Source organism: Vibrio cyclitrophicus (genome assembly GCA_023206055.1).
GTDB classification, from domain to species: Bacteria; Pseudomonadota; Gammaproteobacteria; order Enterobacterales; family Vibrionaceae; genus Vibrio; species Vibrio cyclitrophicus_A.
Genome location: CP065367.1, coordinates 1595746 through 1613646, shown reverse-complemented (window position 1 = coordinate 1613646; position 17901 = coordinate 1595746). Strand labels below are relative to the sequence as shown.

General features: G+C 45.0%; 11 protein-coding genes. 1 reads left to right on the top strand and 10 read right to left on the bottom strand.

Annotated elements, in window-relative coordinates; translation table 11 throughout:
• Positions 1–79 precede the first annotated feature (79 nt).
• Positions 80–3178 carry a glucosylceramidase gene (locus tag ITG09_22750; GenBank protein UPR54196.1) on the bottom strand — a complete coding sequence of 1033 codons (3099 nt, stop codon included), beginning with the start codon at positions 3176–3178 and terminating at the stop codon, positions 80–82.
• Positions 3179–3243: 65 nt separating this feature from the next.
• On the opposite strand from ITG09_22750, the gene ITG09_22745 reads away from it, so the two are divergent.
• Positions 3244–4191 (top strand): aldose 1-epimerase, encoded by a 948-nt coding sequence (locus ITG09_22745; GenBank protein ID UPR54195.1) that lies wholly within the window; start codon positions 3244–3246, stop codon positions 4189–4191.
• 73 nt (positions 4192–4264) lie between these two features.
• On the opposite strand, the gene ITG09_22740 is transcribed toward ITG09_22745, so the two are convergent.
• From ITG09_22740 to ITG09_22700, 9 genes are all read right to left on the bottom strand, one after another.
• A complete protein-coding gene (locus ITG09_22740; GenBank protein ID UPR54194.1) occupies positions 4265–6679 on the bottom strand; it encodes a glycosyl transferase in 2415 nt (804 codons plus the stop codon).
• Between the two features lie 108 nt (positions 6680–6787).
• On the bottom strand, positions 6788–7879 hold the full coding sequence (ugpC, locus tag ITG09_22735) for a sn-glycerol-3-phosphate ABC transporter ATP-binding protein UgpC (protein UPR54193.1): 1092 nt from the start codon (positions 7877–7879) through the stop codon (positions 6788–6790).
• Complete coding sequence (locus tag ITG09_22730) at positions 7879–9228, bottom strand: beta-glucosidase (GenBank protein ID UPR54192.1); 1350 nt, start codon at positions 9226–9228, stop codon at positions 7879–7881. The genes ugpC and ITG09_22730 overlap by 1 nt, the downstream gene beginning before the upstream one ends.
• A 17-nt stretch (positions 9229–9245) precedes the next feature.
• On the bottom strand, positions 9246–10094 hold the full coding sequence (locus tag ITG09_22725; GenBank protein ID UPR55240.1) for a carbohydrate ABC transporter permease: 849 nt from the start codon (positions 10092–10094) through the stop codon (positions 9246–9248).
• Between the two features lie 46 nt (positions 10095–10140).
• A complete protein-coding gene (locus ITG09_22720; protein ID UPR54191.1) occupies positions 10141–11127 on the bottom strand; it encodes a sugar ABC transporter permease in 987 nt (328 codons plus the stop codon).
• 67 nt (positions 11128–11194) lie between these two features.
• Entirely contained in the window at positions 11195–12442 is a 1248-nt protein-coding gene (locus ITG09_22715) for an extracellular solute-binding protein (protein ID UPR54190.1), read from the bottom strand.
• Positions 12443–12460: 18 nt separating this feature from the next.
• Positions 12461–13468 carry a LacI family DNA-binding transcriptional regulator gene (locus tag ITG09_22710; protein UPR54189.1) on the bottom strand — a complete coding sequence of 336 codons (1008 nt, stop codon included), beginning with the start codon at positions 13466–13468 and terminating at the stop codon, positions 12461–12463.
• Positions 13469–14119: 651 nt separating this feature from the next.
• Complete coding sequence (locus ITG09_22705; protein UPR54188.1) at positions 14120–15460, bottom strand: carbohydrate porin; 1341 nt, start codon at positions 15458–15460, stop codon at positions 14120–14122.
• 375 nt (positions 15461–15835) lie between these two features.
• Positions 15836–17896: a S9 family peptidase gene (locus ITG09_22700; protein UPR54187.1), complete on the bottom strand. Its 2061-nt coding sequence runs from the start codon at positions 17894–17896 to the stop codon at positions 15836–15838.
• Positions 17897–17901: the final 5 nt, after the last annotated feature.

Genomic DNA, 17901 nt, shown 5'->3' with positions numbered 1-17901 from the left:
GTGACATTTGGGGAGCTTTAAGCTCCCCGTCAATTTCAACTTGCATACCACTGCTTTAGTTGAAGCCTGTGTCGTTAAGTTAATACAAGTAGGCGAATATCATCCCCGGTCTAAAGTAACGGCCAGCCGTATATTTCAAGCCAGTACTCAATAGCCATTTGTGCAAGCCTGCCAGCTTTTCTAACGGAATTTCACCGTCCATCATTTTAACAAAATTGTTAGTATCTTTCGTTAATGCTGGGTTGATACGACCGTCAGACAGCACACAGTTTTGATATTTAAGTGCACTTAGCCAGTTTTTCGCATCATTTTGAGACACTTTAAATGCTTCTATAAGATCTTTCTCATTGACAGACACAGAACAATTGAATCCCTCTGGCGCTGCAAATGGAATTTTCGAATAGTCATAGAGTGCGGTATACACGGTATCCATCAATGTTTCTGCTTGCTGCGATTTACCCGCCAAATTCAACGCAGTCGCTACGCTAAACTGAACGCCAATCCACACATCTTGCGCCTGAAAAGCTTCATGTGGGGAACCATCGGCCAGCGTCATATTTGCTACACCCAGCTTAGGGCTGTTGATCTCAAAGTTGTGCTTATAAACATAGTCTAGTGCTCGTTGTATTCTGTCTTCTGGGAAAATGCCCTCTAGACCGATGAGCTTTAAGTAGCTGTCGGCTAATAGTGCATCACCAAAACTGTTGTCAGAATCTGGCACTAAATTTAAATACTCTTGTGTAAAGGCTTGAGGAGCTGTTTCGCTCAGTAAGCGTTTCTTAGAGACTCTTTGATATACCTTACTAACATCAATTGAAGTATCTGTTTGGTTAAGATAATCATTCAGAATGTTCTTATCGGCAATCGCATCGCCAGTCAGCGCAAGCCCCAAGGTTTCCAATACTTGGTAGCCTTGTCCCGTTAAATGCTTAGCTTGAACCGGAGTGACGAAGAAATGGTAGTAACCTTCTTTATCATCCCATAAGCTTTGCTCGACAGTGGCCAAGGCCTTCTTAGAACGAGCTAAGTAGTCAGCAGCCAATTCATTCTCATTCATCAATAGAGCAAGCTCATTCGCCGCTTGAAGTCCTGCTACCCAAAGGCTCGCACAGTAAATTGAGATGCCATGAGAAGCGAGGTTATCAAAGGTATCGTCTGTGCCTCGGGTTAGTGGTAAATCATCACCTTCAGCGATCAAATTCGATAAGAAATCGATGCTTTCAGTTACCGCTTGCCAGCACTCTTTAACCACAGAGATATCTTGGGTGTTTTGGTAATGGCGGTACACCATCAGAATGTATTTGGGCGCTAAGTCCTTCCACTCTTTCACGTTGTGCCAGCTGTAAGCATCGGGCTGGATGTCGAATGGGCTGCCCAAGTCGTGGATTACCGCACCTCGAATGGCACGCACACCTTGGTACTTGTCATCAATCAATTCGGCATTCGGTGTCGCTTCGTATTCCCAGTAGCGGCGCTGAGTGAAATCTTCGGCTAAAATAGCTTTCGAGAACTCTTTCATCACACAACCATCAAGCTCAGGCAACAAGTAAAGCAGCGAAAATGAACCGTAGAAATACACGTCCAGAGAGTTAAAGAATGGGTAGTCGACACACTCTTTTACTAAGAACTTATCTTCTTTGTCCCATACCGTTGATTCCGCTAAGAATGATAGTGAGTTCATCGCCATCGTCGCATAGCGCAATGCAGAATCAGGCTGCGATATCTTGCTTTGAGCTTGCTCTAGGAAAGCCGTTTGTTGCTTCACGATCTGTTGCTCAATCGCTTCTAGCTGTGGCAATACCTCTTCTAACATCGGCAGAGCCGGTTTCGTTTGCGGGTAGAATTGCGTGTACGCTTTATCTGAATGCCAGCCATTAAGCATGACTTTGCTGTGCGCCATCACCTGTGCAAAACGCAAATCAACAGACTCACCCGCTTCCAATTCAACCTGAACCACAACCAATGCGCTCAGTGCTTCACGTCCTGTATAGATACCGGTTTGGAACTCAGTGTTGGTACGGCCTGTTTTGAGTGCGAATTCTGTTTGCTGAGCTGTCTTAGAGGTGTAGAGCGTTGGCTTCACAGAAATCGAGACCTTGCCTAATTCCGTCAAGTGGTTATCCGCTTGAACACCAAACACCACTTCGCCTTCAATATCGCTCTGATAAGGCGATTGGCTAGAGAGCTGAACACCCGTAAAACTGTGACTTTCGCCTTTTAAGTTGACCACTTCATGCTGCTGAGCGATTGGATTTTGAGACAAGGTACAAGCCGAATCTTGAATGCCATCGCGACCTTTTTGATAGGTTGAGCCAATCAAATTTTGTAGAGGTTGAGCAAGCGTGATAACGCGTGTTTGCGATGAATTATTGGTTAATTCGAAGTGATTCCAGTGCATCGGTAAAGAACAAAGGCGTTTGTTCTCTTTAACGATCGGAGAGACGACCTTACGCTTTATATTAATATCATCGAAGCTACTGTATTTATATTCAGCCAATGGATACAAAGCTTGATATTCTATATCACTGCCATTAACACTGTCTATATCACTGTCATTAAAACTATCCATATCATTATTATCACCCGCAGTAAGTGATAACAATCTCGTCGTGTCATTAATTAATAAACCATTAAAGAAATCTAAGGCGACATATAACTGACAAACAACCGATGATGAATCCGATTCAATTAATAACTTCGTCTTATTTGAAAATTCAACGTTCCACTTTGTAAAGTTAGCTTTATTTTCTTGGTAGAAGTGACCGTTTTTTAATGCTGCGCGAATGTGGTTAATCGCATTCAACATTTTTGCGCTTTCAATTTTCTTGCCATCGAACAAGGCAGGATAGAAGTTTAGATGAACACTCAACTCTTGCTCATCAATGATTTGTAGCGTGTCGATGGTCGGCACGTTCATCACCGATGCATAAAAATCATTAAAATTAATAACTTGCTCTGAGCAATCAACAAATATTCCCGGAATAAAACTAAAATTTGGCGTGTTGCCATTTGGTGTTAGTGTAAATGTGTTACCAATTCCGCCTACCGCCATACCAGTGTTTTCTGGCGTAGTGGAAATTGGCGTGTACCAAGGTTGAATAAACTCAACCGCATCACCTTTTTTGCAAAGATGTTCGGAACTTCCTGAATAGCTTGTGTATGGAATTTTATTATTCATTTTAAAACCGCCATTGAATATTTTTTTCTTCTTGTTAATATCTTTTTTAAAATGGAGACATCAACATGTTTAAAATTATAAATGAAAAATTTGGAAATATTGACTCAGTCACATTAATAAACCACCAACATGGTATAGAACTTCAAATAATCAATGGGTTTGGCGCTGTTATAAATAAATATATTGTAAACAACAGTCCATTCTCTTTTATTTGTGGTTATCAGAATTATGATGAACTGATCAACCAACATCCGTTCTTTTCCCGCAGTGCTAAATTATTCCCTTTTCCAAACCGTTTAAACTTAGGTCGTTACAGTTTCGATAACCAAAACCATCAACTTCCAGCTAACTTTCCTTGGTCTGATCATGCCGTACATGGTCTGCTTTACGACCAACCTTTTTCAATCACAAACCACGTAATCACTGAAGAATCTGCCAGTGTGACGTTGCAGTATCAAACGTCGTCTTTGCATCCTGCTTTCCCGTTTGCATTCAACCTTGAAGCGACTTTCACTGTCGATATCACGGGTAAACTCACGTCTTCAACAACTGTTTCTAACCTTGGTGATTCAGCCTTCCCATTCGGTGATGCTTGGCACCCTTATTTCTCACTCGGCACTGAATTAACACAATGTGGACTCGCTATGTCACCTTGCTCTGAAGTCATACACGAGAACGATCTTCCTAATGGTGAAAAGCATGCTTTCGACTGTTTGTCTTTGGACGATTCACTCACCAGTCAAAGCCTAAATCACTGCTTTGAATTTGATTCAAAGACAATCAATCAACTTGCGTTTACACGCTCAGATTTGTCTGCCGCTATTCACTATCAACAAGATAAAAGCTACCCATTCGTTCAGCTGTACACGCCGACTAGTGAGCAAAGTATTGCAATAGAACCAATGACTTGCCCAGCTGATGCATTCAATAACCAGATCGGCTTATTGACGCTTGAACCGAACCAATCTCAAACCTTCACTTGGCAATGCCAAGCTAGCTATCAACCAAAGTGATGCAACCAAAATAAAGCAACACTAAAGAGAAACCAAAAACCAATAAAGGGCGCATAACGCGCCCTTCTCTTTGCTAACCTAAAATAACCTCAACGGTATGCTCACCTGACGTGAATACCGGTGCTTTGTTGCCTGAAATCAGGTCACCATTGACCTTCATCTCAACGACGCCCTTACACACGTTATTTGGGTTAGTGACATGAATATGGTATGTCGCGCCACGGAACTGACGACGCACTTTGAATTCAGGCCACTCAGACGGAATACAAGGGTCCACCAGCAAACCATCCACTTCAGGACGAACACCCAGAATCCATTGTGTACCCGCCACATATGTCCAAGATGAAGTACCCGACAGCCATGCATTACGCCCTAAACCGAACTGTTTGTGCTCGTCACCCAGAATGTTTTGTGGGTAGCAGTAAGGTTCAGATTCAAAGGTATCAATGTCATCGTTCTTAGACGCTGGGTTGATTTGACGGTAGTACTCGTAAGCACGCTCACCGTTGCCCATTTTCGCTTCTGCGATCATTACCCATGGGTTTGAATGCAAGAAGATGCCGCCGTTCTCTTTCGCACCTGGTGGGTAAGTTGAAACGCCACCTAGTTGCGGATCAAAGCCGTTGTACCCAGGAGTTGAGAGCTTGATGCCATTAGCTGTGTTTAGCTTGTTGTAAACCGAATCTAGCGCCTGAGTAGCACGCTCTTGTGTCGCGAAACCAGAGATCACAGGCCAGCTTTGACCGTTGGTGTAGATCTGCCCTTGCTCGTTCTTGTGAGAACCAATTGGCAAACCTTGCTCATCAAAGTAACGAACAAACCATTCGCCATCCCAACCGCACTCGTTGACCGTACTCTGCATTTGCTGATATTGGTCTTTGAACTTAGCCGTCAGTTTCGCTTCGCCGCGCAACTCACACAGGTCTAACATATCGAGTAATGCCTTACCGTACATGTTAGCTACCATCATCGATTCAGCACCGGTTGGCAGGTTCACCGTGTCATTCCAGTCAGCAAAACCTAATAGTGGTAGACCGTGCTCACCGGTATTGGTGTAAGTAAATTCAATAGAACGACATAAGTGGTTCCAAACCGTTCCGGTTTCAACGGGGTTGCCAGCTTTGTCTTTTTGATAGAACGGGATCTCTTTATTCAAGAAGTCTGCATTGCCCGTTTCTTTCACATATTGAGTGACCGCGTAGATGATCCACAAGTGATCATCGCCGTAATAATCAGGGCGATCTTCTTCTTCACGCGAGTCACCCGCGTTCGCTTCCATCGTCGATGGGAAGAACTGGTGCATCGCAGAACCGTTAGTATTCTGCACTGAAAGCAGACGCTCAATGAACTCGCGCGCCTCTTCTGGCATATGAGTAATAACACCCAATGTATCTTGCGAAGAGTCACGGAAACCGATGCCACGTGCACCATAGCCAAGTTGATACAAAGACAGGTAACGAGACCAGTTTTTGGTGGTGTGGCACTGACGTGGGTTGTGTACGTTAAGCATCGAGTTCATTGCTAGGTCTGGCGTTTCAACCTGAACCGCTTGCAAGTATGTGTCCCAATGCTCAGCCAGTTCAGCGAATGCCGAGTCAACCACCTGATGGTCACGATATTTAGCCAATAGAGGCAATGCCGCTTCTAGGCTCTGTTCTTGTGCAATTTGTACAACCGTACGCTCTGTCTGCTCTGGAGATAGCCACCCCAGACGCAGGTTAAGTGCACCAATGTTATCGCCACGCAAACACTCTGTATTGCCAAGCTCGTCATTTTCTAACGCTTGTGGCGCAGCCCATGTACCGTAGCCAAACTGACCAAGGAATGACTGGCGATCACCGTCAAAAGACGTCGCAGGGCGATCAGCAGTCATCAGGTTTACGGCGTAGTCACGCTTCATGAAGGCATACTGCTCAAGCACGGTGTGACCCGATTCTTGTTGATGCGCTTTTAACGTCATGGTTTGTGGAACCCAATCCGCATTCAATAGCTGCTTAAGCGCATCGAAGTGTGTAAATTCGTAGACAGGCACTACATCAACGTGCAGCGCTTTGTCTGAAATGTTGGTGACCTTGATATCTTGCAACAGTACTTGGTCAGCTTTTGGCACGAAGAAGGTCGCTTCACAACGCACACCAAAGGCTTCTGCAATGATGGTGGTGTAAGACAAACCTGTGTGGTTTTCAAACTTATCCAACGGCTTCAGAGTTGGTGTGTAGAAAGGTGAGAATATTTCTACGTTGCCCGCTTCATCACGTACCTTGAGGTACATGGTCGAGCCTTTGAAATCCGAGTTTGGCAGTTGAGCAATGTACTTGGTGATGCGGTTGAGTGCCGGGTCGCCCTTACACAACAGCACGCCGCCGTTGCTATCTACAATGCCACCGAAATCTAATGTGCCCACGTAGTTACACCATTTGATCGGTGTGCATGGTGTGGTTGCTACGTATTCTTTGTTTTTATCGTCAAAATATCCGAATTTCATCATCACTATCCCTAGCCCCTCCCAAATCAGGAGGAGCCAAAACAATTTGTCGTAAGTTGGTTGGTGTCAGCTCAATGGCTGATTTGAATTGACTGGCTAGCTCGTAATTAACTAGCTCGCTAGCGAGTTCTCACTCAGTGCGTCAAACAAGTGGAAAGCATCCAAATCCAAGTAAAGCGTCAGATCTTTTACATCCACTTCAGCCGCTTGGGTTTCAACCATCAACGGTTGACCGCCAATTTCTGTTTTCAGAAGAATGCTTGCGCCCAATAATTCCTTGTCTTTGATTTTTACAGGGAATGGCAGTACGCGGTCGTGATCAACTTGCTCGGCACGTAGGTGAATGTCTGTTGGACGAACACCAAAATGCAGCGCTAGGTTCTTAGACGCCAGAGACTTAAAGCGCTCAGGCAGTGGGATATGAACATCGCCGATTTCAACGAAGTACTCGCCTTCTTTTTCAATCAGTTTTGCTTCCAACATGTTCATTGACGGGTTACCAATGAATTGCGCGACAAACTTGTTTGCAGGACGCTGGAACACCTCGGTTGGTGTACCAACTTGAGCAACATAACCATCTTTCAAGATCACAATGCGATCCGCCAGCGTCATCGCTTCGATCTGATCATGGGTTACGTAGATCGTAGTGGTTTTAAGTTCACGGTGTAGGTGTTTGATCTCTTCACGCATCACGCCACGAAGTTTTGCATCTAGGTTAGATAACGGCTCATCAAACAAGAAAACCTTCGGCGTACGAACCATCGCACGGCCCATTGCCACACGCTGACGTTGACCACCAGAAAGCTCTTTCGGCTTACGGTTCAGTAGTGGATCAAGCTCTAGCATTTTCGCCGCTTTTAGCACTTCTACGTCGATTTCTGCTTTTGGCATGCCTTTCAGTTTTAGCGCAAAGGCGATGTTCTCGTACACCGTCATGTGCGGGTACAGTGCGTAGCTTTGAAATACCATCGCCAAGTCACGGTCTTTAGCGTCGACTTTATTCATCAGCTTGCCGCCAACCACGATGTCACCAGAGCTGATGCTTTCAAGGCCAGCTAGCATGCGTAGCGTTGTCGATTTACCACAGCCAGATGGGCCAAGGAAAACCACGAATTCACCGTCTTCAACCGTAAAATCAAACTCTTTTACAACTTCAACATCACCGAATGATTTTTTGATGTTCTTAAATTCTACTTTAGCCATTATCTGTTCTCCTCAGCGCGCTCTAGAAGCATATTTCGGTACGCTATTGCGCTCTGTTTCAATGTTCTTTCTTGGGTGGTGTAATCAACGTGGACGATGCCAAAACGCTGGCAGTAGCCGAATGCCCACTCAAAGTTATCCATCAGGCTCCAAGCGAAGTAACCGTCGACTTTCACACCCGCTTCAACGGCGTTATGAACCGCTTCGATATGACCTTGGAAATAACGAACTCGTTGCTCGTCCATCACTTGTCCATTAACACGTTCGTCGTTACCGGCTGCACCGTTCTCTGTGATGTAGATAGGTGGCATATTTTCGTAACGAGCATCCAGTCTTACCAATAAATCGGTTAAACCTTGTGGGTTGATCTCCCAGCCGATGTAAGTGTGTTCAGCTTCAGTTTGCTTCACCGATTCAATATCGCCGTTCTCATTGAAGCGAGCGACATTGCGTGTGTAGTAGTTAATACCGATGTAATCAACTGGCGCGCTGATGATGTCTAAGTCACCTTCAAGGATCATCGGCATGTTCATCGCTTGGCGTTCAACCACTAACTGTGGGTATTCACCTTTCAATACTGGGTCGATGAACCAGTGGTAGTTCTCCGCTTCGCAGTAGTCTGCTGCCGCTTGGTCTTGTGGCGTCAGTGGGTAGGCTGGTGTCGCGTTAAACACTACGCCATGCTTAGCATGAGGCGCATTCTTACGAAGAATCGGCATTGCCAAACCGTGTGCCAACATTAAGTGGTGAGACGCTAGGTAGCCCTCTTTTTCGCCCTTGATACCTGGCGCATGTTCGCCCCAACGGTAGCCTAGGAATGCAGACACAAATGGTTCATTGAGCGTGGTGTACACGTCGATGTTGTCACCAAAGTATTTGCTCACCACTTCTGCGTATTCTGCGAATTTGTAAGATGTTTCACGGTTTAGCCAGCCGCCTTTATCTTCAAGGTATTGCGGCAGATCCCAGTGATATAGCGTCACATAAACTTTCATTCCACGAGCATGACACTCATCGATGATCTGGCCGTAAAACTCTAGGCCTTGCTGATTCACCACACCGTCTTGCGGCAGGATGCGTGGCCACGCAATAGAGAGACGGTAAGCATCAACGCCTAAGCCTTGAATCATCTCGATATCTTGTTGCCATAAATGGTAGTGATCACACGCCACATCACCATTGTCACCGTTATCGACCTTGCCCGGCTTCTTACAGAAAATGTCCCAGATAGACGGTGTACGACCACCCTCTTCAACGCCGCCTTCAATTTGGTATGAAGATGTCGCGACACCGAATACAAATTCCTTACTGCGTAACTTTGAATCACTTGGAAGTTGATATTTATTCATTGTTATAACCCTTAAACCTAACCTTTAACTGCGCCGGACGTTAAACCACTGATCATCTGTTTCGATGCGAACAAGTAAGTAATCACGAGCGGTAAAATAGAAATTGTGGTACCTAGCATTACCGCGCCCCATGGCGTATTCGGAATACCTTGAACACTTCGAAGTGCTTGCGTAATCACATAGTTATCTGGGTTGTTTAGCACCACGAGAGGCTGCATAAACATGTTCCAGAAGAAGACGAACTGAACGATAGCCAATGTTGCGAGTGCAGGCTTCATGAGTGGCAGTACCACGCTCCAGTACGTTCTGAACTCACCAGCGCCATCCAGTTTCGCCGCTTCAAGTAGCTCTTTTGGAATCGATGCAATCACGTGCTGACGCATCAAAAAGATACCAAATGGTGTGGTAGTGAACGGTAGCCATACCGCCATGTGGTTATCCAATAAACCTAAGAATTTCACGATCATGAAGTAAGGGATCAAGCTAAGCACAGGCGGAATCGCCATTGAGCCAACCAACATGCCAAACAGCACGTTTTTTCCGCGGAACTTAAACACTGCAAACGCGTAACCACCCATGCTACAGAACAGCAGAGAGATAGTTGTGCCTAGGAAGGCCACGTAAATAGAGTTAAACATCGCCTTCCAGAACGGCATGATTTCCAGCAGTTTTGCGTAGTTAACCGCTAAGCTATCGCCAATGGCAAAACTGATGCCCGAGCCAAAAATTTCTGAACGGTCACGTGTTGAAAGCAAGGCTGACCACACGAACGGGAATACCGTAATAATCGCTGACACAACCAGTAATATGCCGAGCATAACCATCAAGATCTTAGTCATGATGTACATGCTGCGTTCGCTTGGCATTAGGCCACTTAGTGGTGAGGTATTTGTCTTAATTGATGTCGACATATTAATGTTCCCCTAAGCCTTTCTTACCGAAGAATATAAATTGAACCAAGGTACACGTTGCGATGAGAGCGAATAGCAGCCAAGAGATTGCTGACGCTGTACCCATTTCTAACCATTCCCAACCCACTTTGTAGAGGTACATCGAAATGGTTAAACCAGATTGACCTGTACCACCCGTACCACGTGTTAAAACGAACGGTTCTTCAAACATCTGCAAGTTGCCGATGATGGTCATTGTGATAGCGAAGAAGATAAACGGACGAATCATAGGCAGTGAGATATTCCAGAAGCGGCGGAAAGCATTAGCGCCATCCATACGAGCTGCTTCTAAAATGTCTTTCGGAATCGTCATCAAACCTGTGGTGTACAGAACAATGTTAAAACCTGTGTATTTCCAAAACACCATGATTGCGATTGACGGTTTCACCATAGTGGCATCGTCTAGCCAGCGGATTGGTTGGAAATCGTTAACCCAAGCGAATGCCCAGCCAAACAGTGTGCTATCGGCGAGAGCCATTAGCGTTTGGTTGATTATTCCTGAGTTAGGAGAGTACATGTTGAAGAAAATCAGTGACGCTGCGACCGTTGATGTAATGAACGGAAGAAAGTACGCCGATGTTAGCCAGTGACGCATACGGTCACCCATTGAAACCAGCATGTAAGCCACTGGAATTGCAACCAAGTGTTGAGCCACACCTGACGTAACCGCTAGCCACAATGTGTTCTTCAACGAACGCCATAACCATGGGTCAGTCAATGCAATGTGATAGTTCTCAAAACCAACGAACTCCATCGCATCCATGCCTCTTACCGGGTTCCACTCGTGGAACGACAGATAAACAGAGAACAACAGCGGGAAGATCCCAAATACAGAAAAAATGATCAGAAACGGCAGAAGAAATCCATACGGTGAAAGCGCTTTCAAATTTAGGCGAGAAAAAAAGCTTTGCTCCGAAGGTTCTATCGTTGTGCTCGCTGTATGATTCATAGTAACGACCTCTTAGAAAAGGAAGCGCGTTATCCACGCTTCCTCACTTACTTAAAAAAAGAACAAATTAAAGATTACGGGTACGACGCTTAATTAGACGCTCAGCCTCTGCAAGCGCAGTCTTGACGTCTTTACCTTCATCAAGCACTTCCATCAATGCGTTCTCTAGAATAATAGAACGTGCAACGTGGTCACCTTGAGCCGGAGAAACTGGCTTGATATTTTGCGCAACTTCAGCAAATAGAAGACGTGCTTTTTGTCCGCCTAGGAACTCCATCTCTTCTTGGAACAACTCATCGTCATACGTCGTTACGTTTGCAGGGAAAGCAGCAATCGTTTCGAAATGCTTAAGTTGAACTTCACGATCAGTCGTCATGTATTCAATAAGCGCCCAAGCTTCATCTGGGTTGTCTGATTGAGTTGGAATTGAAAGGAATGAACCGCCCCAGCTGCCGTAGATGCCATCAGGTAGGTTTTCTACTGCCCACTTACCTTTAGTTTCAGGAGCGATCCAGTTGTTTAGGTGACCAAGTAGCCAAGCGCCAGAAAGTTGAGTTGCAAATGTGCCGTTGCGGAAGCCTTCGTACCATTCGTTAGACCAAGCCAGAATACGACCGTCTAAGCCTTTGTCGCGAATCTCTTTTGCAACTTCAAAAGCGTGAACAAAACGCTCTGATGTCACAACTGGGTTGCCATCTTTATCGAAGTACAGACCTTCGCCTTCAGGAACGGTCGTGAAGATAATCGCCTGTGCAACGTCTGCTGCTGAAGCGATAAGTTGGACGTTTTGCTCTTTCAGTTTTTCACCAGCGGCGATGTATGAATCCCAATCTTTGATTGCTTCTTCTACATCAATACCCGCTTTTTCAAACACGTCAGTGCGGTAGTACATAACACCAGGACCTAGGTCGACAGGAATACCGTACATGTTGCCATCAGCGCCTTTACCTTGTGCCCATGCGTAAGGTGCGAATCGTTCTTCGTATTTATCTGCACCGTAGTTTTCAGACAGGTTAACTAGGCCGCCAGAACCCACGAATGGACCAATTTTCTCGACATCCACAACAATCACATCACCCGCACCAGAACCCGTTGCAAGGTTCGTTGTCAGTTTCGTGTGGTGGTCACCGTGGTTGTTCATAAGGTAATCAACTTTGATACCCGTTTCCTTTTCGAAATCAGGCAGCAATACCTTTAGGCTGCTGTCAAAATCAGGGAAACCGTCAAAGCGAATTTCTTTGTCAGCGGCATTCACGGCTGTTGTACCTAATCCTAAAGCAACCGCGCATGAAAGCGCTAAGGTCTTAAATTTCATGTTCTATCCTTAATATTTTTATAGGGTAACTGGTAAATCCGATACCGAGTTTCTAGTGACCAACGTCGGCAGCAATTTAAAGTTCACGTCATGTTTTATTTTTTTTAGCTTTTGTAGAGTGAGCTGCACTGCTTCAATGCTCATCTCTTCAATTGGGAAATTAATGGTGGTCAAACTAGGGGTCAGATAACGCGCGAAGATGGTGTTATCAAAGCCCACCAGTGAAACGTCCTTCGGAACAGACAATCCCTCCTGATGTAAGACTTCGAATGCGCCAAATGCCATGTGATCATTCGAAGCAAATACTGCTGTGAAATGACACTTACGATTCATCAGCTTTTTCATAGCGCTGATGCCCGTCTCTTCAGTAAAACCCGCTTCCGAGACTAAGGCTTCATCGTATGGCACACCTGCTTCTTCCAAGGCCTTTCGATACCCCTGCAAACGCCCCCTAGCATCTGCTTTATCTAAAGGCCCGGTAATACACGCGATATCTGTATGTCCCTTTTGCAAAAGATATTGAGTAGCGAGTAGCCCCCCGACTTCGTTATCAATATCTATGCAACTCATCGCCATTTCTGGGATGAAGCGGTTAATCAAAACCACAGGGGTCCCCTGTTCTTCCAATTCAATTAAATAGTCATCACTCAGCAGTTGAGTATGAAGAATCAAAGCATCAACTCGACGCCCCAATAAAAACTCTACAGACTCGCGCTGCCCTTGCTCAGTGTTAGAACCCGCCGTGACGACAGCGTGGTAACCAAAGCGGCGTAAGTTCTCTTCTATACAATGCAAAATGCCTGAATAGAACGAACCGCCAAGTTCTGGAACAACAACACCAACACTACCTGTACGACTTGAAGCCAAGGCTTGAGCGATGGAGTTCGGACGATACCCCAACTCTTTGATCGCTTTTTCAACCTTTAGCTTCTTGTCATGACTGACTCTACTGGTGCCATTAATGACTCTAGACACTGTCGCCTGAGACACACCTGCATGTTCTGATACGTGTTTAATTGTCGCCACTCGAACCTCGATACTTCATTAGCTTGTAACCGCTTACAAAACGATTATTAAGAAAATACGTTTTAGTTGAAGTGAGTGTCATCACACTAAACCCGGCGCTAAAAAGGCCAGTTATGGAAATCATGAAAGCGCTTACAGATTCCCTTCACGCCATGAAACTGTTTCATGAAATCATGAATCCATAGTTAGTCAGTTTTGTTAAAAGCCTTAGTTCAGTGAAGGAGTTCCAATACACCTATTGGCGTATCAAATACGATTGATATCTAGCATTACCACCATATAACCTATTGATATAAAAGGGTCACGATACAAATTAGTCATTGCGAACACTAAGGATAAAGCAGGGTACGCGAGGTAAGTTAAAATAATATGAAACGAGGTATTGAAGACCTCATGGAGAATAGATGAGAGGTAATCCCAAATGATAGAACAGATATTCAAGACGAAAAAAAGGGCACAAAAATGTGCCCAAGAATGGAGTTAATTGAAACGTGCCCTAATCAATCTGCCTTTAGGGCTAAAATGGACAGTATTACTTACTCTTTAAAAGCATAGGTATTTCAACGTATGCTCTTAATAAGCATGGATATTTGAAAGCATCGCTCTTTGAAAATATGCCTAATTCAAAGAGCTGCTGTTTCTAGCTTGTGATTACCACCAAGCTTCAAACATTGCACCGAATGACAATGTATCAACGTTGGTTGTCTTCACTGTGTTGCCTTTCGTTTCTACATCACCCACTGTTGTGTAGAAACGAAGCATGGGACGGCTCCAAGGTAAGCCACCTAGAGAAACGTTTTGAGACAGCGTTACTTTCCACGCGTTCTCTTCGCCGTCGTCATCATAATCAACCATGCCGTAGCCAGCTTCTAACCATGTAGAGTGAACATCATTCCATTGGTATTGTGGACGAACGATACCCGCATATTCCGTGTTCTCACGGTCTAGATCTGAACCAGAGTTGTCTTTGTACGACACTAAGTAATCGATGATGAAGTTGTCTGACGCCGCGTAGTTACCTTCTAAACTTGCATAGAAAGTTTGGTAATCACCTTTCAGCTCAAATACAGATGAGTCTGCACCGTCACCATACTTAACAACCAACTTGTTAGAATCACCTAGCCCAAGAGTCGCACCTACAAGGTATGCAGTTTCATCACTGTATTTTTTACCTTCAGTTACCACTGGCACCATAGTGTCTGTATCTGGATCGTATACATACTCAGTTGTCGTTGACGTATCCGCTTCGCTCGATGCAAAACCGTAGTTCGCGTAGAAATCTAGGTTACCAATACCAGCGTCAATGCTGTGTAATTTAGCGGTTACAGCGTATCGACCGTTGTCGTTCACTAGGCCGCCTTTCACTTGGCCAACAAAGCCCATGTCTAGCTTGGCACCACCGAAATCTAGGTTGTTAAAGCCAGCGCCTTGACCATCGTGTGTCATCCAAAAGTAATCGTTCAAACCTTGTTGTGGACGTTGATGGAAGTCACGACCAGCCCACATATAAAGTTCTGGTTGGCTTTCAAATACGTTGGTTACACCAGCGTACATTTTTTTCATACTTAAGCCGCCGTCGTCAGCCCAAGCGTCTGCTTCCCAGTGGTCAGCCATGAATACGACGTCCCAAATCGCACCATTGTCAGCTTGGAAAAGCTTAGCTAACTGAACTTCACCACCATTGGCTTCGTTACCCAAACGACCAACAGATCGACCTGTTGTACCGATGTCTACGTAACGCTCATCACCACTTTTGTAGTGAGCACCGTAACGAGCGTAACCAGAGAAGACGATACCCTCCGGTACTTTTGTTTCTGCAGTTAGTACCGCTGGTTGCTGGTCGTTAACATAAGTAACATCAACAACTCTAGACTCTAACTCTTGGATTCGTTTTTCTAATGCTTCAATATCGGTGTCAGCAGCAAAAGAAGAGAGTGAAGCAAGCGATGTCGCCACTGCGACCGTTATTGGCAAAAGCTTAAATTTTTGCATTGTAATTCCCTATTATTTTTTTGAGTTTTCATCGAACAGGGAAATATTAAGCAATGAAAGCGTTGAAAAGTTAGTTGCTGTTCACACTGATAAATCAGCCTCAAAGCCATGAAACTTTTAGAGTAATCACCAGATATAGTTATTTATTTAGAATCAGATAGATAGACGTAAAAATTCGTAATAATACGGCTTGAAATCGCTTTCATTTCATCAGTAATGGCGGGGTCTATCACGGAAAAGAGTGTGGTGGAGCGAGGTAAATATGGTGCAATTTTGATTGGTTTTCATAAATATGAAAAAACCTCAAAATCTAAGGGCGATTTTGAGGTTAGTGATTCAACTTCAAGTATCAGTTTTATGGAATCAATCCATTATTTAAAATGAATCTAGAGACTCAATCCCCATATTGAACAGGGTAAACGCATAGATATCGGCAGTGAGATCGATCGCTTTACTCAGCGGCATTCCAGCACCATGCCCTGCATTGACGTCAATACGAATCATCACAGGCGCATCACCTTCATGCTTATCTTGCAGCTCTGCAATGAACTTATAAGAGTGAGCAGGTACCACGCGGTCGTCATGATCAGCGGTCGTGACAAGAGTCGCCGGATAATCAACGCCGCGTACTACATTGTGAACGGGTGAGTAACCAAGCAAGTATTCAAACATCTCTTTATTTTGCGCTGATGTACCGTAGTCGTACGCCCAGCCTTCACCAGACGTGAAGGTGTGGTAACGCAGCATATCTAACACCCCAACAGCAGGCAGAGCCACTTGGAAAAGCTCAGGCCTTTGTGTCATACAAGCACCCACCAGCAAACCACCGTTAGAACCGCCGCGAATCGCCAGCTTGCCACTGCTGGTGTAATTTTCTACGATTAAGAACTCGGCTGCGGCAATGAAGTCATCAAATACGTTTTGCTTCTGTTGTTGTATACCCACTTTGTGCCACGCCTTACCATACTCGCCACCGCCACGCAGGTTCGGCACTGCATATACGCCACCCAGTTCTAGCCAACTGCCCACCGTACCCGAGAAAGAAGGCGTTAGGCTAACATTGAAGCCGCCATAGGCGTACAACATAGTTGGGTTATTATCGTCCAGTTTTAGTCCCTTCTTATAAGAGATAAGCATCGGAACCTGAGTGCCATCTTTTGAAGTATAAAAGACCTGCTTAGATTCAAATTTGTCCGACTCAAACGGAGACTCAGAGCGCTGATAGATTTCCGAGCTGCCAGATTCAACATCAAACGAGAAGATAGTCGGCGGCATAACATAGTTGGTAAAGGTGTAATAAAGCTGAGTTTGCTCGTTTTTGCCACCCAAGCCACTGGCTGTTCCCAGCCCGGGTAAATGGATCTCACGAACTAGGTTACCTTGGTAATCCAACTGCTCAATCTGAGACACCACATCCACCATGTAGTGGGCAAACAAGTAACCGCCACCCGTGCTAATGTCTAAAGGCTGTGGCTTCTCAGGGATGATATCGAGCCACTGTTGATTGCGAGTATCAAAGCTCACCACCTTGCCGTTCGGTGCATCAAGATTGGTATATAAGACGAAGACTTCGTCTTGGTTATCGATTAGGTAAGTGTCGCTATCCACATGATCAATCAGCGTATTCAGCGATTGTTCCTCTAAACCTAGATCGATATAGAACAGTCTGTTACCTGATGTCGATTCTTTACCAAGAATAATTAAGTAACGATCGTCTTCGGTGGTGTAGCCGGACACATAACGGTGCTGCTCAGCGTTGTTCGCACCAAAGATCACCTTGTCGCTCGCTTGCTCTGTGCCCAACTCATGAAAATACAGCTTATGTTTATCAGTACGAGCTGAAAGCTGACTACCGTCTGGCTTATCGTAGCTAGAGTAATAAAAGCCACGGTTACCTAACCAAGAGATGCCGGTAAATTTTGCGTCGGTAATTTCCGTTTCGAGCTGTTGCTTAGTCTCGGTATCAATCACGAAGATCTTGCGCCAGTCGCTACCGCCTTCAGAAATGCTGTACGCCACCAAGCTGTAGTCTTTTGAGAACGAAACAGAGCCCAGTGATGTAGTGCCATCTTCCGAGAAAGTATTCGGATCTAGGAAAACTTCAATCGACTGACCTTCTTTCTGACGATAGAGAATGCTGTGATTCTGCAGACCATCATTCTTATAGAAGTAGGTGTAGTCACCTCGCACAAACGGCTGCGAGCTCTTTTTGTAGTCTTGCGCTTTTGCTAGTCGCTCTCGCAATTCCGCGCGATACGGGATTCGAGCAAGGTAATCAAACGTGACTGTATTTTGGCTCGCCACCCACTGCGCAGTTTCGTCACTTCTATCGTCTTCTAACCAGCGATATGGGTCTTCGATTATCTGACCAAAATAGTCATCGCTGACGATCTGTTTATTGGTGATTGGATATTGATACTCTTTTAAATAGCTCATCGTGA

What these genes read in the sequence shown, in the direction of transcription:
- ITG09_22705 (UPR54188.1), bottom strand. Translation starts at nt 15,460, where the DNA reads ATGCAAAAATTTAAGCTTTTGCCAATAACGGTCGCAGTGGCGACATCG.
- ITG09_22700 (UPR54187.1), bottom strand. Translation starts at nt 17,896, where the DNA reads ATGAGCTATTTAAAAGAGTATCAATATCCAATCACCAATAAACAGATC.
- ITG09_22740 (UPR54194.1), bottom strand. Translation starts at nt 6,679, where the DNA reads ATGATGAAATTCGGATATTTTGACGATAAAAACAAAGAATACGTAGCA.
- ITG09_22720 (UPR54191.1), bottom strand. Translation starts at nt 11,127, where the DNA reads ATGAATCATACAGCGAGCACAACGATAGAACCTTCGGAGCAAAGCTTT.
- ITG09_22725 (UPR55240.1), bottom strand. Translation starts at nt 10,094, where the DNA reads ATGCCAAGCGAACGCAGCATGTACATCATGACTAAGATCTTGATGGTT.
- ITG09_22750 (UPR54196.1), bottom strand. Translation starts at nt 3,178, where the DNA reads ATGAATAATAAAATTCCATACACAAGCTATTCAGGAAGTTCCGAACAT.
- ITG09_22745 (UPR54195.1), top strand. Translation starts at nt 3,244, where the DNA reads ATGTTTAAAATTATAAATGAAAAATTTGGAAATATTGACTCAGTCACA.
- ITG09_22715 (UPR54190.1), bottom strand. Translation starts at nt 12,442, where the DNA reads ATGAAATTTAAGACCTTAGCGCTTTCATGCGCGGTTGCTTTAGGATTA.
- ITG09_22730 (UPR54192.1), bottom strand. Translation starts at nt 9,228, where the DNA reads ATGAATAAATATCAACTTCCAAGTGATTCAAAGTTACGCAGTAAGGAA.
- ugpC (UPR54193.1), bottom strand. Translation starts at nt 7,879, where the DNA reads ATGGCTAAAGTAGAATTTAAGAACATCAAAAAATCATTCGGTGATGTT.